A 19532-nucleotide genomic window follows, 5' to 3' on the forward strand; every position below is an offset into this window, starting at 1 on the left:
TAGCGTATAAGTAGATTGAGAACGCAGTGAACGAAATTTCAGAGATAGTGCAATTTGTTGAAAGTGGGGTGGGTAATGCACATCCACTTGGCGCCACACTGACTCACGATGGATGTAATTTTGCCGTTTATGCTCCTGATGCTAAAGCGGTCGTATTGTGCTTTTTCAACTGCGATACTGAAGAGGCAATAAGTGAACATCCTCTGCCAGAAAAAACTGGCGATGTTTGGCACGGTCATTTTAGCGGCGTAAGGGTTGGTCAATACTATGGGTACCGTGTAGAGCGTGGGCAAGGTGGTTTACATGCTGTCCCTACTGACAAATTACTTATTGATCCGTACGCCAAAAAAATCAGCCGGGCAATTAAGTGGGATGCAAGGCAATACAAGCACGACTCTCAGTTTATGATCCCTAAATGCATAGTGATAGATCACAATGACTATGCAACTAATCATGTTCGTTCGCCCGTTATACCTAAACATAAGCGAGTGGTTTATGAGGCACACGTAAAAGGCTTAACAAAGCTTCATCCTGATGTGCCAAAAGCACACCGTGGTAAATTCATTGGCGCAGCTCATCCTAGCGTCATCAAACACATTAAGGCATTAGGCGTAACAACAGTTCAATTTATGCCTTTGTGTTCGTTTATGCCAGAGCCTTTTATCACCGATAAGGGCTTAACAAACTATTGGGGGTATAACCCCGTTAACTTCTTTGCGCCTGAACCACGCTATGGCGTTTCAGATGCGCTCGCTGAACTTAAGTCTATGATTGACGCTTACCATAGTGCAGGCTTAGAGGTGATAGTTGATGTGGTATTTAACCACACAGCAGAGGCGGGCGGCGGTGGCCCTATTTTATCCTATAAAGGGTTTTGTCCAAACCAAGCTTATTTGTTGGAACAAACGAAAAACGGTGAATTGGTTTACTCTAATCACTCTGGCTGCGGTAACACAGTAAACACTGCGCAGCCATTTATGATGGGGCTTATTTTAGATGCTATGCGTCATTGGGTGTCCGTTATTGGTGTAGATGGTTTTCGCTTCGATTTGGCAGTTTGTTTGGGGAGAGAGCCCCAACAATATAATAAAAAGTCTGGGTTACTAAGAGCCATCAGTAGCGATCCTGTTTTAAAAGGTAAGGTGCTGCTCGCTGAGCCTTGGGATATTGGTCCAAACGGTTACCAAGTGGGCAACTTTCCGTCACCATGGTTAGAGGTAAACGACAAATACCGCGATACAGTGCGCGCGTTTTGGCGGGGAGATGGTGGTGTAACAGCAGACTTTGCTACTCGGCTAATGGGCTCACGAGATATTTTTCACAAAGGACGGCGGCATATCAGTACGTCAGTGAATAACGTGACTTATCACGATGGTTTTACCCTACATGATATGGTGACCTACGCTGAGCGCCACAATCTCGACAATTTAGAAGAGAATCGGGACGGTCATGGACATAACCTTTCTGCAAACTACGGTGTGGAGGGGGAAACGAATGATGAGCGAGTTCTCGCTATGCGAGAGCGCCAAAAACGCAACCTTTTCGCAACCCTCATTTTTTCTCAGGGCACGCCCCATATTCTCGGTGGTGATGAGCTAAGTCGTACCCAAAACGGCAACAATAATGCCTACTGCCAGGATAATCCGATTAGCTGGATAAATTGGGAGCTAAACAAGCGTAAACAGGACTTTTTAAGCTTCTGTCAGTATGTGGTGCGCTTGCGTCAATCATCATCGCTGTTGAGTGAATTAAAGCTTCATGATGACGCTTTTACGTTATCGAGAAACGTTAAAGAGATTAATTGGTACAAACCGGACGGTTCGGATAAAGCGTCTGAAGATTGGAATGCACATCACAACAAAGCGTTTGGTGTTGAAATAAAGGGCTGTGTCATGAGCCAGAGAGAGCCCGACCAAAAGCCCGAGCACTGGTTCTTGTGTGTGAATGCTAGCGATAGCGACGTGCGTTTTCACCTGCCAACTGTGATGCCGAAAGGCGGGTGGACCATGTATTTAGACACGCGCTATAGTTCACTAGAAGAGCAACCCTCTATTTGTATTCAAAAAGTGTTTTTACAAGCCGGTAAATCTCTCACGCTGTTTAGTTTTTCCCAATTTTCGGAATAAAAGTTGAGTGCCTAGAGAGGCAAGACGTGGTAACCGAGCTTGTGGGTCTTGATTCGCTGGATAATGCCGCTTGTCCTATCAAGACTAGCGGCGTCAATTAGCGAGCGCGAGTCTAAATCATTAGCGCTCAGCGAACACATCCTAGTAGATAAGCCCAATTAAATAAACGCAGCGCTTCGCAATAGCGAGCAACGCGCGCAGTAGAAACATGCCACTGAGTCTTTACAGTTGTATAAATTTTGTTCGGCGGCGTAATGCGTATGTTAGCTGGCATTAAATAAATACTAAATTATCATTCAAACTGGCCTCGAAAAGCTGCTAATGTTTACCGCTGGTGACATTTACACCAGCGCGCACTAAATTGTTAGCTTAAGCTGTTCTTTATTCTTTCTGGTGGTATCATGCGCAGCCATCTGAAATGTGAGGGTGTTCCTATGCAAAAGAAAGGTGGTAATTCGCACGAAGACAAAGCGTGTGATATTGGTTTTATCGGTTTAGGGGTAATGGGTAGTAACCTAACCATGAACCTAGTAGACCACGGCTATCGTGTTGCGTGTTTCGATTTAGATCAAAACAAAGTTGAGTCAATTTTGGCTAAAGACGCAAGCGAAAGAGCCACAAATACTGAGCCTCGCGTTGAAGGCTGCAGCTCCTACACCGAGCTTTTAAGCAAGTTAAAAGCCCCGCATCTTATCATTATCTCTGTGCCGGCAGGCGCCCCCGTTGACCACGTATGTAATCACCTTATCGACGCGGGAATACACGCTGACGATATCGTGGTTGATACTGGTAATAGTTTGTGGACCGACTCAGTGGCCCGCGAAGAACAGTATAAAGGCAAATTTATCTTCTTCTCTACCGCTGTGTCGGGTGGTGAAGTGGGCGCGCGTTTCGGGCCGTCACTGATGCCTTCAGGTAATCCTTATGCGTGGACACGCATTGAGCCTGTTCTTAAAGCTATTGCGGCAAAGGTTGACCCTGTAACAGGTAAACCACTTGAAAGCCATACGCCAGGTCAGCCAGTGGTAGAAGGCGAACCATGTGCCACTTACATTGGTCCCGTAGGGGCGGGCCACTATGTAAAAATGGTGCATAACGGTATTGAATACGCCGACATGCAACTTATTTGCGAAACCTACCATGTAATGCGCGAAGCGCTTAAAATGACGCCTACTGAAATTGCACAAGTATTTCGTGGTTGGAACGACGGTAAGCTAAATAGCTATCTGATGGAAATCAGCGCTGAAGTTCTTGAGCAAATGGACCCTGAAACTCAACAGCCATTGGTTGATGTTATCTTAGATAGAGCGGGCCAAAAAGGTACGGGTCTTTGGACAGCAGTAAGTGCGCTTCAAGTAGGTAGTCCTGCACAAACCATTACATCTGCAGTATTTGCCCGAAGTATTTCGAGTTTGAAAGACGAACGTGTCGCTGCGAGTGAAGTGCTTGCAGGTCCAGATACGCCCGCGTTTAGCGATGATCAAAAAGTTTCTATCATCAATAAGCTGGAACAAGCGCTTTACTGCTCTAAAATCTGCGCCTATGCACAAGGCTTCCAGCTTATGGCGATGGCGGGCAAGGAGCACGGTTGGACGCTAGAGTTCGGTGAAATAGCTAAAATATGGCGTGCAGGCTGTATAATTCGCGCCGTATTCCTACAGTCTATTTCTCAGGCCTATGAAAATAATGAAGATTTAGCGAACCTGTTATTGGACCCGTTCTTTGCAGAGCAGATTACGCAGTATCAGGCTGACTGGCGCGAGTCTATCGCTCAGGCGACACTGGCAGGTGTTCCATGCCCTGCGATGATGTCGGCGCTTAGCTACTACGATTCATATCGCACTGCAGTGCTGCCAGCTAACTTGTTGCAGGGGCAGCGCGATTACTTTGGCGCGCATACTTACCAGCGTGTAGATAAACCAGTGGGCAAGAAGTATCACATCGAATGGAGTGATCCGGCACGACCCCAAACTGCTATCAAGAGATAGCATGAACTAAATAGTGGTACAAACGTTCATTATTGAGCGTAAACTATGAAAAGGTGTATTTGTTTCAAATACACCTTTTTTGTTTAAGAGGTAATTTATGTCGACAGGTAAAAAACCAAACGCATCATTGGCTGAAAATGACTGGAAAGCTGAACTTAGCGACGAAGAATATTATGTATGTCGCGAAGCCGGTACTGAAAGACCTTTCACAGGGGTACTGCTAGATGAACAGCGAGATGGTTTATACGTCTGTAAGTGCTGCGAAGCGCCACTTTTTCCTTCAGATACCAAATTTGATGCGGGCTGTGGCTGGCCTTCATTTTATAAACAGCTTGAAGACGGCAACGTAGATTATAGGGAAGATTTAACGCATGGTATGCGTCGAGTTGAAATTTTCTGTAAGAAGTGTGGCTCACATTTAGGCCACGTGTTTCCAGATGGCCCCGCGCCAACTGGACAACGCTACTGTGTGAACTCGCTATCTATGACGTTCAAAGGTGAAGACGATATAAAGATCAAAGGATAAACAGCCAAGATGAATTTCGCTTTATCTTCTGTGAGCATCGGTTAAGGTAAACATCTGATTAAATTTTAACCTCAAACGAAATACCTTAAGACACAGATGAAAAAAACCGCCGATAAACGGCGGTTTTTTTAATTATTTACTAACGAAATTATGTAATTGAATTTCAAAAAATCAAATTTTGTGCAGTTTTAACGAGTCGGCATCAAAAGTCGCGCTGTTCAAGCTACTGACTATTTCATCGACTATATTGTCCAATATTTCAACCGGTAATGCGTATTTCTTGCCAAGTTGCATGCGTTGAGTCTCGTTAAGTCGTTCGTCATAATATTCAGCAACGCCATACCATACATAGGCGAGGCGAAAATTATCTTTGTCCATTCCCATCGAAGCGAGTGAGTAAAAGATACTGACATCAATATTGTCACTATCTGTGTACAAACTCAGCGCGCGATACAGGGTATTGACGGTACGTTCCTGGTCCGTTTTTATTTGCACAGAGGCGAGTTCAACCAATAATTTAGGGTCGCTAACTCGGTTGCTCGCCGCATAGCGCTCGAAGCGATGAAAAGCATCTTTGTCGTTATAGCGTGTCCAATGGTAGTAAGAAAGGTAGGGGTCAAGGGAGTTTTTCGTCTCTCGGCTGAGGCGTTTAATTTCACGCTGAGCAGTAATAACGCCTTTAAGTCTCGTCGCCTCTTTACCTTTGCGTTTTACATGTTCGATATGTTGCGCTTCTTCGACGCAAACTAGATATTCCTCGAAGTGTAAAAGGAGAGGGTATTTATATGCCTCGTCTATTGAGTCTTGGTTGTAATAACGAAGACGGATGATCTCGGCACGCTCAGCGCGACAGCGTGCGTCTAAACTCAAATCTAAGCAAATCTCACTATGAGATTCACATATTTCACTGATAGTAGGCTCAAAGATATCGCCACACCCCGTGAGAGCCGACGCTGCCGCTAGCCAAAGAGCAGCCACGCGACCTTTTGTTGGAAACTTACTAAATAAACTCGTCGTTGTAGTGGTTTTCATAGAGGTTTTGAAACTTATCAACAATTTGGTCTTCCTTGCTTGTTTATTTAAGATACTGCTCGTCACCGTCAGGCGAAAACTCACCTAGTGTACCCTAAAAATAATAAAAAGCTGACGCGTAATTAGGATTGTTTGAAAGCGACTATGCCAATAAATAATTGGCCGGGCTTTTAACAATGACAACACCGTTAAATTAATATCGATGGATGAAGGCAGAAGCATGAATCAACAGTTTGAGCAGGAATTACAAAGCAGCTGGCAAGAGCGTCAGGAATACGCAGAAATGATGTTGCCCCTTATTGGTAAGTTGTACCGCAATAAGGCAGTTGAAATTTCAGTTTATGGACGCTCGCTACTGAACGCTAGTGCTATTGATGTTATTAAAGCGCACCGCAAAGTGCGTCTGCATGAAGGCATTAAGCTACGCCTACGCGAAAGCTATCCCATTTTAGAAGCTTTGAGCAATATGAAACTTGCTCCCGCCCAAATTGATATTGGTAAATTGGCTTTTGATTTTCATTACGGTTCTGCGGTCGACAACAGCGACCTTACGGCCTACCTCAACGAAAAACTAAACGACGTTGCCGACAAAGAGGACGCTCAGAAGCCTCAGGATGTTGTACTTTATGGTTTTGGCCGTATAGGTCGTTTACTTGCTCGCTTACTCATAGAGCGTCAAGGTAAAAACAACAAGCTTCGCTTGCGTGCCATTGTGGTACGTGGCGGGCGTGATGGCGATTTAGAAAAACGCGCAAGCTTACTTCGTCGCGATTCCGTACATGGCCCATTCAATGGGAGTATCACAGTTGATCACGAACGCAATGCATTGAAAGCAAATGGTTCGTACATTCAAGTGATTTATGCCAATAGCCCTGATGAAGTGGATTACACCCAGTATGGTATCGATAACGCTATCATCGTAGATAACACGGGTATTTGGCGCGACCGCGATGGTCTTGGTCTTCACCTTAAGGCGAAAGGCGCGGCTAAAGCAATTCTTACCGCACCAGGCAAAGGTGACATCAAAAATATCGTACACGGTGTGAACGATGAAGAGGTAACGCCAGAAGACACTATTGTTTCTGCTGCTAGCTGCACAACTAACGCCATTACGCCAGTACTTAAAGCGCTAGACGAAGAATACGGCATTGAGAATGGTCATGTTGAAACCGTTCACTCTTACACTAATGACCAAAATCTTATCGATAATTATCATAAGGGTGACCGTCGTGGACGTAGTGCGCCACTTAACATGGTTATTACCGAAACGGGCGCAGCGAAAGCAGTTGCCAAAGCTTACCCGAAATTAGCAGGTAAACTAACCGGTAACGCTATCCGCGTACCTACACCTAATGTATCGCTAGCGATTTTGAATCTAAACCTTAAAACGTCAGTGGACCGCATTACAGTTAATGAGTTCTTGCGCGATACCGCGTTATTCTCAAAGCTTCAACACCAAATTGACTACACGGCAAGTAAAGAGATTGTATCTACAGACTTAGTAGGCTCTCGCGCTGCGTCTGTGGTTGACTCTCAGGCAACTATCGCCGCAGACAACCGTCTAACGCTTTACGTATGGTACGACAATGAGTTTGGTTACAGCTGTCAGGTATTGCGCGTAGTGCGTGACATGGCAGGGCTAAGTTTCCCTACGTTGCCGCTGTAAGTAACACGCATTACAAGAAACTGTACAAAAAACCGACCTAAGTGGTCGGTTTTTTGATGGTGTAAACATTTTGTATACTATTGATAGTACAAAACCCGCTGTGTGCGTGGAATTTCTGTTTACGTCTATGCTAAATTAGCGCTCAAATAATGAGGAAAACGACAGTCTATGCATATTTCCAGTCAATTCGACAGCGGTAACATTGAAGTTGTTAGCGCACAATCACCAGACGATATCCGTCTAACCATTCCCAACGACAACCAATCTGAATTTGCACAGTGGTTCCATTTCCGTTTAGTCGGCGAAACTTTTGTTACGCACACCATGACCATCGGTAACCTGACAAAATCAGCGTATCCAGAGGGTTGGAAGGGATATAACGTTCTAGCGTCTTACGACCGTCAAACATGGTTTAGAATTCCTAGTGAATTTGACGGCGACAACCTTACGTTCTCGCTAACGCTAGAACAACCGAGCGTCTATTTTGCGTATTTTATTCCTTACAGCTACGAACGCCATCTCGATCTTGTTCACGACGCGCAAATGTCATTACTGTGCGAGCATAAATTCTTAGGCCTTACCCTAGATGGCCGTGATATGTCTATGCTGGTTATCGGTGAAGAAACGCCGGAAAAGAAAAAAGTATGGATTACGGCTCGTCAACACCCTGGTGAAACCATGGCCGAGTGGTGTGCAGAAGGTATCATCTACCGTTTGCTTGATGGGCAAGATGGTTTGGCGCGACAGTTGCTTGATAACGCTGTCTTTTACATAGTACCAAACATGAACCCAGACGGCAGTGCACGCGGTCACCTGCGCACCAATGCTGTAGGTACCAATCTTAATCGCGAGTGGGCGACACCTACGCAGGAAAAAAGCCCGGAAGTACTTTACGTACTTAACGCAATGAGCGAAATTGGTGTAGATATGTATCTTGATTTGCACGGTGATGAGGCATTGCCGTACAACTTTGTTGCAGGAAGTGAAGGTAACCCTAGCTACAATGACACCATTAAAATGCTTGAAGATACGTTTAAAGGCGCGCTTTTAAACGCAACGCCAGAGTTTCAAGATGAGTTTGGCTACGATAAAGATGAGCCAGGTAAGGCTAACTTAACCGTGGCTTCGAATGCAGTGGGCGAGAAGTTCAAATGTATGGCCTACACGGTAGAAATGCCATTTAAAGACAACGCAGATGTACCAGACGACATATACGGTTGGTCAGTACAGCGCAGCCGTCAATTAGGTGAAGATTTGCTAATTGGTGTAAACGCAGTTGTTAAAAAGCTAAAAGCATCAGAGCAATAAAATAAAAATAAGGAAGTAAAAGCTTCCGCAAAAAAGGCCTCGACAAAAAGAGGCCTTTTAATTATCAAAATAAAACAACAATTAAACATAATAAAAAAGGGGAATAACGTTGGAAGGGTTATATGGTTTTCTAACTATGCTCGATGGTTTCTTAGGGGGCGCGTTCTGGTTTCCTTATGTACTGTTAGGCGTAGGTCTTTTCTTTACGGTTTATCTTAAGTTTCCGCAAATTCGTTTCTTTAAACATGCTTGGCAGGTTGTTACCGGTAAGTTTGATAAAGAAAGCGATCCAGGCGACACCACGCATTTTCGCGCACTAACTACCGCACTGTCTGGCACTGTGGGTACAGGTAATATCTCAGGTGTTGCATTCGCTATTTTCCTTGGTGGTCCTGCTGCACTATTTTGGATGTGGGTGACCGCCTTTTTGGGTATGACGACGAAGTTTGTTGAAGTAACTCTGTCACATAAATACCGCGTAAAAACAGAAGATGGCACCATGGCTGGTGGCCCTATGTATTATATGGATCGTCGCCTTAACATGAAGTGGTTAGCGGTAGCCTTTGCTATTGCCACAGTAGTAAGTTCATTTGGTACGGGTAATCTTCCGCAAAGTAATGGTATAGCGCAAAGTATTGAAGCTACCTTTGGCTTCGAACCTTGGTTGGTAGGTAGTGTACTGGGTATTCTTCTTGCCTTGGTCATTCTTGGTGGTATCCAACGAATTGCAGCGTTTACAGCGCGTGTTGTTCCGGTTATGGCAGTTATTTACCTTATTGGTGCACTTGCCGTTATTTTCGCTAATCTAGAAAATATCGGGCCTTCGTTTGCCGCAGTTATCGGTGATGCGTTCACCGGTTCAGCTGCAGCAGGTGGTTTCTTGGGGTCTTCGTTAGCTTATGCGTTTAACCGAGGCGTTAACCGAGGTCTGTTTTCAAACGAAGCGGGCCAGGGCTCTGCGCCTATTGCGCATGCAGCAGCAAAAACAAAAGAGCCTGCGTCAGAAGGTATGGTCTCGCTACTTGAGCCTTTCATCGACACCATTCTAATATGTACTGTTACTGGTTTAGTTATTCTTTCATCAGGCGTTTGGAAAGAAAAACACGAAAACGTATTCGACCGTTCAGACATGTACTTTGTAGCCGGGCAATATGATGATTCAAACCAAGCTGATGTAGATAAACTTTACGGATATCTGAATGAGATTGATGGAAACAGCGTAGAGCCGTACACAGGGTCTATCACCGTAGTAAATGGTACTGCCGTAAGCGATGGATTTACCCTACTTAACGCGCGTTCTATCGCAGAAGACGTGAAGTACGCAGTAGGTAGTGAAGACTTGTTTACCGGTACATTAAAAATTGTCGACGGAAAACCAGTTAAAGATAATCTTGAAGTGAGCGGTAAGTCGCTAGTTCACTCAGCAGCGCTCACCACTATTGCTTTTACGCGTGGTTTCTTTGGCGATGCGGGGCAGTATATTGTCTCAATTGGCTTAATGTTATTTGCTTTCTCAACCGCTATCGCTTGGTCTTATTATGGCGATCGCGCAATGACCTACCTGTTTGGTCCTCGCTCTGTAATGCCGTATCGCGTTATTTACGTGGCAGGCTTTGTTTGGGCGGCATTCTCTGATACCACGCTTGTTTGGGCGCTTTCTGCCGTGGCAATTGTAGTAATGACGCTTCCGAACTTGTTTGGCATCATGCTGCTATGTAAGGAAATGAAAGAAACGGTCAACGACTACTGGTCTCGACACAAAAAATAGTATGTAAGCTACCTTTAGTACTGCTCTTTTCAGGTATTTAGAAGAAGGAGAGTACAGAAAGCTAGCCAGTAAAAATGCGCAGTGGTGAACTTTGTACAAAAGTTAACACCCTGCGCATTTTTGTTTTGTAACGAAGAAGCTAATCCATAGAATCGACTTCATTGTTGTGGTGAACTTCAGTATGATACCCGTCCGCGTAGAATGTTGGCGTATTTGATTGCGCTGAAGCATTTCTAATCCGCACCCAGTAAACAGGAGCAACATATGGCATTAGTTGACTGTCCTTCATGTAATAAAAAAACGTCTGATAAAGCAAAGACGTGCCCTCACTGCGATTTTAAAATCGGAGACGCTACCTCAGAAGATATAGAGCGCAAACAAAGCTTACAAAGATTTAAAAAATTAGCGAGTATCCAGAACCAGTCGCTTATTGCTATGCTGATATTTGTTGCGAGTTTTGGCTTCATGTATTGGGGCGGAACCCGCCCGGGCGATTTGCAACATAATTTAGCTATTTTGGGCGCTGTGGTTGGCTTTGTATGGTACTTAGTAAACCGCGCGCGAATTGTTTACATAAAGCGTTTTTCCTAAATGAATATAGAAGCACTATTAGCCAGTATGACGCCGGAGATTTACGAGCGTCTGCGTCAGGCAGTTGAAACAGGTAAATGGCCTGACGGTACGGCTCTGAACGAAGAACAAAGAGCAAGCAGCATGCAGGCTGTAATGCTCTATCAAGCAAAAATAGAAAAGTCCTCTGAACACATGACTGTAGGCGAAAGCGGCGAAATTGTGCATAAAAGCAAAGCCGACTTTAAACGCTCGTTACGCGATGAGCAGAATGATAAAAATACAATAGCGCGGTTTAAACAGGATGATATTTAGTCGTATATTTGCGCCTTCGCACCAAAGCCCAAAGCCTGAAAAAAGGATGCAGGCAATCGAGAATCTTTCTCCCGATAAGGCACAGGAAAAAACAATTCTTCACGAACTGGCATTTAATGACGAAGATGCAAATGTCAGTCTAGCGGCACTCGAAAAGCTAAACAGCTTTGTACTGTGGCTTAAAATGTCGCAAATTGCCAAGCAGTCCCGGGTGAAAAAAGTGGCTGAGAAAAAGGTAAACGCCGCTTTGTTAGGTGATGGTGATGTCACGCTTTCCCGCCAAGAGGTTTTTTCGTTTTTAACTGAAACGGCCAACGCCGACTTAGTGGTGCAGTTGATACCGCAAATGTTGAAAAAAGAGCCCACGGTCTTGGAAGACGACAATTTAGCTAGGGCGCTTATTGAAAAAGTGGGCAAGCCTTCGTTTACTCAGTTTGTCTTTTTAGAGGGGGCTAGTAGCCAGCTGCGAACCCAGTTAATCAACGCCCATTCAGACGTTTCAGATTTGCAGAAGCTTGCTAGAAAAGTGTCTTGTGATGCGCTTACAGCGCAAATTAATGCGCGTATTGAAGCTATCAAAGAGGCTGCAAAGCGCCCTGTAGAGCTTAAAAAACAACTTACTTTGGGGCTTTCTAAATATCAGGCTCTGCTCGACAAGTCAGATGTAGAAACCATTGATGAAAAGCGTAATGAGCTTGAAAGCGGGTTGACAGGCCTGTTTGCTCAAATTGACTTACTCACTCAGGACGAGCGCGCTGATTACGAAGAAAAGCGCGCACGTATAAGTGAGCAACTCGAGCGATACTTAAGCCGTATTCGCCCTGCGTGGGAAGAAAAGCAACGAGCGTCACAACGGGCTAATACTAAAGCCTTGTGCGAGCAGCAGCTGACTTACGCCAAAGAGCAGGTTTCCTGGCTCTACAACAGCAGGCTTTGTGACGCTACGCTTGCTGATGTGGCTACAGTTAATGAAAGCGTACGCGGAGTTGAAGCAACACTCGAACAGCTAGCGCGCTTGGATGGTGAGTCTACAACTGATAAGCGCATTACACAGATTAAACACTCTGTTGACGAGCTAAACGAGCAGCTTGATCGCTTCTCTATGCAGCAGCAATACGGTCAAAAGCTACTGATAAAACTTCAGTCTCTCGAGGATATCGCCGCAAAGATCGTTGCGTTAAGTGATAGCGTTTCGGAAAAAAGTACTCGCGATTTGAGCGCCGGAGAAGCTAGCGCTTCGGCTGAGGACTTGAGCCAACTGAATGGTGGCGACGAAGTCAAAGCGACGCTTAAAGCGGAGTTCGACGAAGCGCGTCAAGCGTATAAAGCGCTAAGTGGCGAAATCCGTGCCGTTCCTAAAGCACTTTCTAAGCGCTTTAACGCAGCGACTAGCAGTGTGAATGCCAAAGAGCGTGCTCAGAAATCTAAAGAAAATGAGCAAGTGAAGCACGTTAGAAAGCACATTAGCGTTATTGATAACTTGATTTCTCAAGGCAAGTTTCGCGCTGCTATTTCGAAGTTTTCAAAGCTCCAAGAAAGTTATGATGCACTGCCAAACACAGCGAAAAAGAGTGTTGAAAAACGATTTGAAAAGACAGCTGGCGATGTGTCGCGCCTAGAAGGATGGCAAGATTACCTGGCAGCGCCACGCAAGCCCGCTCTTGTGGCAGAAGCCCAGGCACTCGCAGATACTGCGCCTGATGACATTAAGCAGAGAAGTGAGGCCATTAAATATCTGCGTAAGCAATGGTTATCGCTAACGCCGTCCTCATCAAATAACGACGAAAGCAGCGATAACAGTTTACAGCAGCAGTTTGATGATGCACTTGAAAAAGCGTTCGAGCCATGCAGAGCGTATTACGCCAAATTAGACGAACAACGCATCGCCTCGCGTGAGCAGCGCGAATCCATCATCAATACAGTTAAGGCAATGGATATTAATATGCCAGAAGCCGAGCTGGTGAAGGCATTTGATAGAGCATCTAAAAAATGGCATAGCGCAGGCCAGGTTGAGCGTGAAGTATACGAGCAGTTGAGACAAGAGTGGAAGACGGTTTCTTCGCCTATCCAAGATAAAGTGAGCCAGTGGCAAAGTGATAACAAAGCTCAAAAGCGCGCTTTGGTTGTTAAGGCTCAGCAGCTTTCCACAGGAGAAGATATAGCAGATGCTGCCGATAAGGCCCAGCAATTGCAAAAGCAATGGAAGCAAATAGGTCACGCCGGCAAACGCGAAGAGAGTAAGTTGTGGGCAGAGTTTAAAGCGGCAAACGATTCGGTTTTTGAACGTTTAAAAGCGCAGCGCAAACTGCAGAACAATGCATCAAATGCATTAGTTGATTCTTTGCTGAGTCAAGTTGAAGCTATCGATATTAACAGTGATGATGCTGGGTTTACCCAAGCCGTCGACGCAGTGCAAGCACAGCTAAGTGACTTGCCTAAAGCGCAGAGAAGTAAAATCGAACGAAAACTAGAATCTATTGAAAAAAAGCGAGAGACGCTAGCGAAAAGTGCACAGTCGCAAGCTCGCGTAGCCCGAGCTGAAGCGCTTGTCTCATTACTTCAGTTGAGCGTTGGTGAGGGCAGTGGTGATGAACAATCATTGGCAGAAACAATGGGCAAGCGGTGGTCAAGTTTACTTGGACAGTCTACTGGTAGTGCAATGAGCCAACACGATAGGCAATGGTTGACGGTAGCGCTAGAAGTAGCGGCGGGTGTGCCTAGTCCTGACGCTGATGCTTCGATTCGCTCTAGCGTACAACTACAAATGATGACATCTAAGTTAGAACAGGGTGAGGCGGCTACGGCTTCCGACATTCTTGCTGATTGGCTATCTTATGATTCGATAGATAAGGCGGACAAAAATCTGATTCAACGTGTCGTCGCAGTAATTGGTGCTAACCCTGAAATAGTGGCTTAATCGGAAAACTAAATGGAAAACAGTGTTGAGTTTCAATTTGAAACTGAAATGTCTGCGTATCGTTTTTTAAATACCGTAAAGCATATTGATGCTGAAGGGTTGAGAGTAAAATTTGGACGTTCTGACCATCATGTAAGTGTACGGTATCGTTATGGGATAGGGGAGTTTGATTCTACGCTATCTACACTGGATGATCTTGCTCGAGAATTAGGTGGTGAAGAAGTCTCTTAACGAGACCGTTAGACAGTATAGGTTTAATCAATACATACAAGAAGGGCCAGACAGCGGTCTGACCCTTCTTTCATAAAGATAAAATTAACAGTCTTTATCTTCAGCGTTTGCGCCTTCTTTCACATCTTCACAAGCGTCTTCAACGGCGTTACCTGCATCGGTAACCATTTCGTCTAATTCTTCGCCTGCGTCTTCTGCTTCACCGTCACCGCATGCCGCTAGTGATAGTGCAAATGCTGATGCTACTAATACCTTTGATAAATTTTTAAATGTAAACATATCCTTACTCCTTTTTCCTAATAAAATATTTTTAGGCCCTTGGTGATTTTCCACGTAGCGCATTAGCGATAAGTGAAATTACCAACAACGCGATAAACACAAAGAAAAGAAATTGTGCGATACCTGTTGCTGCACCTGCGATGCCTCCAAAACCAAAAACTGCTGCAATAATGGCGATGATAAAAAATGTGATTGCCCAACCTAGCATAACTAAATCCTCGTATTGCTTCCGTTACTTTCGTAGTAACTAATGCTAGCTTTATGCCTAGTTTTTAAGTTATTGAAAAATATGGTTTAAATCTATTTTTTTTAGAGTTTAGAATGAAAAATGGTTAGTAATAAAGGACACGATTACACAAACGAATGCATTTTTTACATGATTGTGAGAAGTCCTTATTCTACTGCTTGCTTAAAATTGATGGAGTTATCACTGTTAAACAGTTATCTGATTTAGTAAATCTGAGCGAAAGGTAATGTCATCGACTCTTTTTAAAAGAGGCTAATCTGACACCGGCACAATTTGTAGAAAACAATAGAATGCAGCTAGTCTGCGAGCTGTTAACCACGAAAGAAAAAGAAATAGAGACTATTGTATTAGTTGTTGGTTTTAGAAGGTATCAAGGTTTTGCTCGTGCATTTGAGCCATGCTTTTCAGTAACTCCAACTACGTACCGAAAAGCATTTCTATTAAAAAACTGAAGTTGCTATGTATTGGTAAATACAATGACGTTCAGTTAGTTGGCGTTTTTGGACTCTAGAGGCTCCGAAAGTATTTCTGAAACAGTGAAGACTTTCTTACCTAATCGAGTTTTATCATTCGCCATCTTTACATCAATAGTAAAGTAGATGTCGTTAATCTGAGTTGTCACTACATCGTTTGTGCTTGGTACGGCCATAGGCTGTGCCACTTCATCACAACCAGACATTGTGCATTGCCTGTCTGTTTGAAAAACCGCCGGCTTCTCTTTGCCTGCTGTAATTTCTCGCGCTATAACAGGCTTTTTATCAATATTTGTTTTAACCACTTCTAAATAGGTAAACTCCTGCTCCTGGGCGACTTCGGCAGCGCGATATAGAGCGTACTGCTGTACCTTGTCGGCAGGCGTCTTATCGGTCGCTTTAAATAGGACTTGATACTGATTTGCAGAAATTTTTTCGCTTGAATAGCCATACGCGGCTTTAGATTTTGCTGACTTGTATGGGGTAGGGGCTGCTACTGGTGTTGATGAACACCCTACTATCGCAAAGCTTAATGCCGCACCTACAGAGGTAAGGAGTATACGGCTACTTTTAATTTTTCTTTTGATGTTCATCTCACAAATTCCTTAATACTGTGACTACTGAAACAAAGAGAATAATGCAGTTCTACCTAAAACCATTAACGCCCGATTGCGCTTTGCTTTAGGTTTAGCGTCTACTGCGCCCTTGTACGCCCCAACAGAGGCAATGCCAAGTAAAGTCTCTGGCTTACCTATCAATAATGAACATTGCCTTTTTGCTTGTGTAAGTGCAACATCTGCATGATGTTTTTGAGAAAAATAGGCGTGTTCCTTTTGCGCAATATCTCGTATATTTGCTTTTAAAAATATGTTCATAGTACTCACCTCACAAACATTAAAGGGACTCAAACAAAGGGGTTCTCAACATGCCCTTGAGTGTACGTTCTATTCAAAGACTCTACGCCATGTCTGAATTAATCTGCCTAAACTTAGATAGTTAAACGCATTTTGAGCAAGTTTAAAGAAACCAAATGCCGCAAGGCTATTTAATACTAATAGCACAAGCGGTACTACCACATAGTGCACGCCTGCATTATGTAGAATAGCGCCAATAGCGATATTTAAAATAAGCCAGCAGACCGTACCAACGGCGAACGCGGCGAGACATGCAAAAACAGTGACGAAAAAACTCTTCTTAACCAGCATGAGTTCACTATTAGTGAGCTCAAGAAATGCAAAGCCCTGTTCTTTCTTTTGAGAAAATGCTTCTTTGAACGCGGTGAATACGTCTGAGAATGACGGGTCGGGGTATTGTTGCTGGGTTGACGATTCGTCAGCCGCTGACGCCGAGGAGTTTTTCTTTACTGTAGCGTCTACGTAAAGCTTCGCCTGCGCCGAAGGTGGCGTCAGGCGAAATGGATTTTCATGGCACGCGCTGTAACGTGCTTTGTGAAAATCTGGAGTTCTCATAATATTACTTCTTACGCAGAAGCGATGTTACTAGCATACCCGCCGCAAAAGCGATACCTGCAGTTGTAACAGGATTTTCAATTGCGTATTTACGTACCTTCGATGCTTGCCACTTCTGCTCCGCTAAACGCTTTCTTTCTGACATGTTTTCTGCAGACGATGAGGCTGTACGGCGAATGTTTTCTTCCGCAACACCCGCACTATCTGCAAGCTTGTCTACTGATGCGTGAAGGGTGTCTTTTAGTTGGTCCGTTACTGGGTGACTCGGTTCAGCCACACTGTTAGTACTATTGGTTTTAACAGTTTGGGGTTTTGCTGAAGCTTGTGTAGCCATAATACTCTCCTTAATATTTTGGGTTCACAATAACTACTGCAACGGCTGTACCAATAGAATAAATCCTTTATTTACAAAGGGATAGAGAGGTTGGTTATCTGGGAGGGTGAAAGGTTTGCAAAAGAAACGCGTTATCCTTGCAAACCCCTGTAATATTTTCTTAGTCGTTAAAACGAAAGCTTAGCTTCCACCTACGACGGATGCGAGGTCATCTTTTGAAACCGGCTTAAGCAGCGCACTATCTATTCCTATTGCGTCCATTGCTTCTTGTTCGGCTTCATGTCCGCTGACTATAGTAAGCAGTGCATCGGGTAATTCTTCTTTGAGCTCACCAGCAAGGTCATACCCATTGTAATCTGGTAACGTTAGATCCATTAATACATGATCAAAGTCAGCGTTTTGTGCGGTACTTAGTGCATCAGCACCGCAATACTCGGTAGTAACTTCATGTCCTAAGTGCGTTAAAAATAGCTGCAGTAGTTCAGCAGCATCTTCATCATCCTCAATCACCAAGATACGTTTGCTTCCGGGACTATCTTCATTATTGTGCTGAGGCGTATTTTTCGCTGATGAAGCTGTACTCATATAGGATTCAAACTCTTCGTTTGAAGGCATGTTTTCCTCTGGTGCATAAGGTTTTTGTATCGGCATGTCTGCAACTTGTGCTTCTACATTGGTAAACGTAACGTGATCGCCAGGAGGAAGGTATTGAGAAAGAAGTTGAGCTAAGGCAAAGCGATCTATTGGCTTACCTATAACGTCGTTAAAACCTTCCCGTATCAGTGACTCTCTTAGTCCTTTGCGACTGGCTGCGGTAACCGCAATAACGGGAATATCTTTGCCATGGCGACGGATAGCGTGTAATGCTTCAATACCGTTCATTACAGGCATGTGAATATCCATGAGAACTAAGTCAAAAGGTTGATTGTGTTCATCGGCCTGTAAAACGGCTTCCAGTGCTTTAACACCATTTTCGGCGTAACTTATATCTGCCTGAGACTGGCTTACTAGGTGTCCGGTAAGGCGCCGAATTTCTCTTAAGTCATCGACAATCAGTACTCTGCCGGTAACATTCAAATCGATACTGCTAGCTTCGACGGTTTGTATCTGACCAAGCTCTAAGTCAACGAGAGGTTGTTTAGATATATCGCCGGGATCAATATCAAATGTGAATGTACTACCTTCCCCAAGTCGAGATGACACATCTATATCGCCGCCAAGCTTAGTGACAAGCTCTTTACAAATAGCTAGACCGAGGCCGGCGCCACCGTGATTAGCGCGCATTACATCTTCAATTTGCTCGAAAGGCTGAAAGATATTGATCAATTTGTCTGGAGGCATACCAATGCCAGTATCGTCTACGGAAAATCTAAGTAAATGAGACTTTTCACTATCTATTGGATTATCGTCAAGGGCTATAGTGAGTGTGATACTGCCCTTATCGGTGAACTTAACCGCATTAGAAATAAGATTAAGGAGCACCTGGCGAAGTCGAGTGGGGTCTGTCTGGATAAATTCAGGAATTTTGGTATTAGAAACCACATTTAAACTCAGCCCTTTATCTTTGGCGTTCAGTCGCATCAACGAGTGAATATCGGTCAAAAATGCCGATAAATTCACATCTTTAATGTTTAGCTCAAGCTTCTCTGCCATTATGCGCGACATGTCGAGTAAGTCGTTGAGGAGGCTCAACAAATGTTTTCCGTTTGAATGAATTATCGATAGCTCTTGTTGAAACGGACTATTTCTTGAGTCATCAATGAGAAGCTCAGTGTAGCCTAAAATAGAGGTGAGAGGAGTGCGCAATTCATGACCAAGGTGGGCAAGGAATTTGTCTTTCGCTTTATTCTTTTGTTCAACCTTGTTACGTTCAAGTCGCTCGTTTTCTATATCGCGACGAACCATAGCGTAGCGGATAGTGCGCATAAAGCGCGGCGTTTCGATCTCAGACTTCTGCAGATAATCAGCGGCGCCCGCGCGCATTACCATTTCATCTACGGTAACGTCTGATTGACCCGTTAAAATAACCACAGGCAGGCTAAATTGATTCGATTTTAGAACGCCCAATACGTCTATGGCATTCTCAGCGCCTAACAAGTAGTCAAGCAAGCACAAATCAAAGTTTTCGGTTTTCAGTGCCTCTATTGCGTCGAGACTGTTTGTCACCCACGTTAGCTCAAATTTAGGTGACTCACACTGTTCTAGATAGTCAGAAGTTAAGAAGTAATCATCTTCATCATCTTCTACCAATAGAATTTTAATAACCTCTGACATCTAGTACCT

Annotated in this window: 20 protein-coding genes; 11 read left to right on the plus strand and 9 right to left on the minus strand. The window is 44.3% G+C overall.

Annotation, left to right across the window (positions count from 1 at the left end; translation table 11 throughout):
- Nucleotides 1-26: 26 nt before the first annotated feature.
- The 3 genes from glgX to msrB all read left to right on the plus strand — a co-directional run bounded on the left by glgX (nucleotide 27) and on the right by msrB (nucleotide 4640).
- A complete protein-coding gene (gene glgX, locus D1814_RS15595; RefSeq protein ID WP_118494013.1) occupies nucleotides 27-2126 on the plus strand; it encodes a glycogen debranching protein GlgX in 2100 nt (699 codons plus the stop codon).
- A 434-nt stretch (nucleotides 2127-2560) separates the two neighbouring features.
- Nucleotides 2561-4114 carry an NADP-dependent phosphogluconate dehydrogenase gene (gene gndA / locus D1814_RS15600; protein ID WP_118494016.1) on the plus strand — a complete coding sequence of 518 codons (1554 nt, stop codon included), beginning with the start codon at nucleotides 2561-2563 and terminating at the stop codon, nucleotides 4112-4114.
- 97 nt (nucleotides 4115-4211) lie between these two features.
- Nucleotides 4212-4640 (plus strand): peptide-methionine (R)-S-oxide reductase MsrB, encoded by a 429-nt coding sequence (msrB, locus tag D1814_RS15605; RefSeq protein ID WP_118494019.1) that lies wholly within the window; start codon nucleotides 4212-4214, stop codon nucleotides 4638-4640.
- A gap of 171 nt (nucleotides 4641-4811) precedes the next feature.
- Here msrB and D1814_RS15610 read toward each other — a convergent pair whose 3' ends face one another.
- Nucleotides 4812-5696, minus strand: coding sequence for a DUF2989 domain-containing protein (locus D1814_RS15610; RefSeq protein WP_118494023.1), 885 nt, complete (start codon nucleotides 5694-5696; stop codon nucleotides 4812-4814).
- A 196-nt stretch (nucleotides 5697-5892) separates the two neighbouring features.
- Between D1814_RS15610 and D1814_RS15615 the strand changes: the two genes are divergently transcribed.
- The 3 genes from D1814_RS15615 (at nucleotide 5893) to D1814_RS15625 (ending at nucleotide 10414) form a co-directional block, all read left to right on the plus strand.
- Entirely contained in the window at nucleotides 5893-7338 is a 1446-nt protein-coding gene (locus D1814_RS15615; protein ID WP_118494026.1) for a glyceraldehyde-3-phosphate dehydrogenase, read from the plus strand.
- Between the two features lie 168 nt (nucleotides 7339-7506).
- Complete coding sequence (locus tag D1814_RS15620; RefSeq protein ID WP_118494029.1) at nucleotides 7507-8646, plus strand: M14 family metallopeptidase; 1140 nt, start codon at nucleotides 7507-7509, stop codon at nucleotides 8644-8646.
- A gap of 109 nt (nucleotides 8647-8755) precedes the next feature.
- On the plus strand, nucleotides 8756-10414 hold the full coding sequence (locus D1814_RS15625) for an alanine/glycine:cation symporter family protein (protein WP_118494032.1): 1659 nt from the start codon (nucleotides 8756-8758) through the stop codon (nucleotides 10412-10414).
- A gap of 139 nt (nucleotides 10415-10553) precedes the next feature.
- On the opposite strand, the gene D1814_RS19735 is transcribed toward D1814_RS15625, so the two are convergent.
- Nucleotides 10554-10685 (minus strand): hypothetical protein, encoded by a 132-nt coding sequence (locus tag D1814_RS19735; RefSeq protein ID WP_259462632.1) that lies wholly within the window; start codon nucleotides 10683-10685, stop codon nucleotides 10554-10556.
- On the opposite strand from D1814_RS19735, the gene D1814_RS15635 reads away from it, so the two are divergent.
- Genes D1814_RS15635 through D1814_RS15650 form a run of 4 tightly spaced genes read left to right on the plus strand, consistent with a single transcriptional unit; the run spans nucleotide 10679 to nucleotide 14447 of the window.
- Nucleotides 10679-11005, plus strand: a complete 327-nt coding sequence (locus D1814_RS15635) for a zinc ribbon domain-containing protein (RefSeq protein WP_118494035.1) — start codon at nucleotides 10679-10681, stop codon at nucleotides 11003-11005. The two genes, D1814_RS19735 and D1814_RS15635, sit on opposite strands and share 7 nt — an antisense overlap.
- Nucleotides 11006-11299, plus strand: a complete 294-nt coding sequence (locus D1814_RS15640; RefSeq protein ID WP_118494038.1) for a YeaC family protein — start codon at nucleotides 11006-11008, stop codon at nucleotides 11297-11299.
- A 46-nt stretch (nucleotides 11300-11345) separates the two neighbouring features.
- On the plus strand, nucleotides 11346-14216 hold the full coding sequence (locus D1814_RS15645; protein ID WP_232368902.1) for a DUF349 domain-containing protein: 2871 nt from the start codon (nucleotides 11346-11348) through the stop codon (nucleotides 14214-14216).
- Between the two features lie 12 nt (nucleotides 14217-14228).
- Nucleotides 14229-14447, plus strand: coding sequence for a hypothetical protein (locus D1814_RS15650; protein ID WP_118494045.1), 219 nt, complete (start codon nucleotides 14229-14231; stop codon nucleotides 14445-14447).
- An 84-nt stretch (nucleotides 14448-14531) separates the two neighbouring features.
- On the opposite strand, the gene D1814_RS15655 is transcribed toward D1814_RS15650, so the two are convergent.
- On the minus strand, nucleotides 14532-14726 hold the full coding sequence (locus D1814_RS15655; RefSeq protein ID WP_118494048.1) for a hypothetical protein: 195 nt from the start codon (nucleotides 14724-14726) through the stop codon (nucleotides 14532-14534).
- Between the two features lie 31 nt (nucleotides 14727-14757).
- Entirely contained in the window at nucleotides 14758-14934 is a 177-nt protein-coding gene (locus D1814_RS15660; RefSeq protein ID WP_118494051.1) for a DUF1328 domain-containing protein, read from the minus strand.
- 329 nt (nucleotides 14935-15263) lie between these two features.
- On the opposite strand from D1814_RS15660, the gene D1814_RS19815 reads away from it, so the two are divergent.
- Complete coding sequence (locus tag D1814_RS19815) at nucleotides 15264-15425, plus strand: hypothetical protein (RefSeq protein WP_442857717.1); 162 nt, start codon at nucleotides 15264-15266, stop codon at nucleotides 15423-15425.
- Between the two features lie 35 nt (nucleotides 15426-15460).
- Here the strand turns inward: D1814_RS19815 and D1814_RS15670 are convergent, their stop codons facing one another.
- The 5 genes from D1814_RS15670 to D1814_RS15690 all read right to left on the minus strand — a co-directional run bounded on the left by D1814_RS15670 (nucleotide 15461) and on the right by D1814_RS15690 (nucleotide 19523).
- Entirely contained in the window at nucleotides 15461-16039 is a 579-nt protein-coding gene (locus D1814_RS15670) for a CC0125/CC1285 family lipoprotein (protein WP_118494057.1), read from the minus strand.
- Nucleotides 16040-16063: 24 nt separating this feature from the next.
- Nucleotides 16064-16321 carry a hypothetical protein gene (locus D1814_RS15675; RefSeq protein WP_118494060.1) on the minus strand — a complete coding sequence of 86 codons (258 nt, stop codon included), beginning with the start codon at nucleotides 16319-16321 and terminating at the stop codon, nucleotides 16064-16066.
- A gap of 69 nt (nucleotides 16322-16390) precedes the next feature.
- Entirely contained in the window at nucleotides 16391-16915 is a 525-nt protein-coding gene (locus tag D1814_RS15680; protein ID WP_118494063.1) for a hypothetical protein, read from the minus strand.
- Nucleotides 16916-16919: 4 nt separating this feature from the next.
- Entirely contained in the window at nucleotides 16920-17249 is a 330-nt protein-coding gene (locus tag D1814_RS15685; protein WP_118494066.1) for a DUF883 domain-containing protein, read from the minus strand.
- Nucleotides 17250-17429: 180 nt separating this feature from the next.
- On the minus strand, nucleotides 17430-19523 hold the full coding sequence (locus D1814_RS15690) for a response regulator (protein ID WP_118494069.1): 2094 nt from the start codon (nucleotides 19521-19523) through the stop codon (nucleotides 17430-17432).
- Between the last annotated feature and the right edge of the window lie 9 nt (nucleotides 19524-19532).

It is taken from the genome of Alteromonas sp. BL110, assembly GCF_003443615.1.
GTDB lineage: Bacteria > Pseudomonadota > Gammaproteobacteria > Enterobacterales > Alteromonadaceae > Alteromonas.

Excerpts from the sequence above, each read along its gene's own strand:
- gndA (WP_118494016.1), top strand. The coding sequence starts at position 2,561 with ATGCAAAAGAAAGGTGGTAATTCGCACGAAGACAAAGCGTGTGATATT.
- msrB (WP_118494019.1), top strand. The coding sequence starts at position 4,212 with ATGTCGACAGGTAAAAAACCAAACGCATCATTGGCTGAAAATGACTGG.
- D1814_RS15615 (WP_118494026.1), top strand. The coding sequence starts at position 5,893 with ATGAATCAACAGTTTGAGCAGGAATTACAAAGCAGCTGGCAAGAGCGT.
- D1814_RS15620 (WP_118494029.1), top strand. The coding sequence starts at position 7,507 with ATGCATATTTCCAGTCAATTCGACAGCGGTAACATTGAAGTTGTTAGC.
- D1814_RS15635 (WP_118494035.1), top strand. The coding sequence starts at position 10,679 with ATGGCATTAGTTGACTGTCCTTCATGTAATAAAAAAACGTCTGATAAA.
- D1814_RS19735 (WP_259462632.1), bottom strand. The coding sequence starts at position 10,685 with ATGCCATATGTTGCTCCTGTTTACTGGGTGCGGATTAGAAATGCTTCA.
- D1814_RS15640 (WP_118494038.1), top strand. The coding sequence starts at position 11,006 with ATGAATATAGAAGCACTATTAGCCAGTATGACGCCGGAGATTTACGAG.
- D1814_RS15645 (WP_232368902.1), top strand. The coding sequence starts at position 11,346 with ATGCAGGCAATCGAGAATCTTTCTCCCGATAAGGCACAGGAAAAAACA.
- D1814_RS15650 (WP_118494045.1), top strand. The coding sequence starts at position 14,229 with ATGGAAAACAGTGTTGAGTTTCAATTTGAAACTGAAATGTCTGCGTAT.
- D1814_RS15655 (WP_118494048.1), bottom strand. The coding sequence starts at position 14,726 with ATGTTTACATTTAAAAATTTATCAAAGGTATTAGTAGCATCAGCATTT.
- D1814_RS15660 (WP_118494051.1), bottom strand. The coding sequence starts at position 14,934 with ATGCTAGGTTGGGCAATCACATTTTTTATCATCGCCATTATTGCAGCA.
- D1814_RS19815 (WP_442857717.1), top strand. The coding sequence starts at position 15,264 with ATGCAGCTAGTCTGCGAGCTGTTAACCACGAAAGAAAAAGAAATAGAG.
- D1814_RS15670 (WP_118494057.1), bottom strand. The coding sequence starts at position 16,039 with ATGAACATCAAAAGAAAAATTAAAAGTAGCCGTATACTCCTTACCTCT.
- D1814_RS15675 (WP_118494060.1), bottom strand. The coding sequence starts at position 16,321 with ATGAACATATTTTTAAAAGCAAATATACGAGATATTGCGCAAAAGGAA.
- D1814_RS15680 (WP_118494063.1), bottom strand. The coding sequence starts at position 16,915 with ATGAGAACTCCAGATTTTCACAAAGCACGTTACAGCGCGTGCCATGAA.
- D1814_RS15685 (WP_118494066.1), bottom strand. The coding sequence starts at position 17,249 with ATGGCTACACAAGCTTCAGCAAAACCCCAAACTGTTAAAACCAATAGT.
- D1814_RS15690 (WP_118494069.1), bottom strand. The coding sequence starts at position 19,523 with ATGTCAGAGGTTATTAAAATTCTATTGGTAGAAGATGATGAAGATGAT.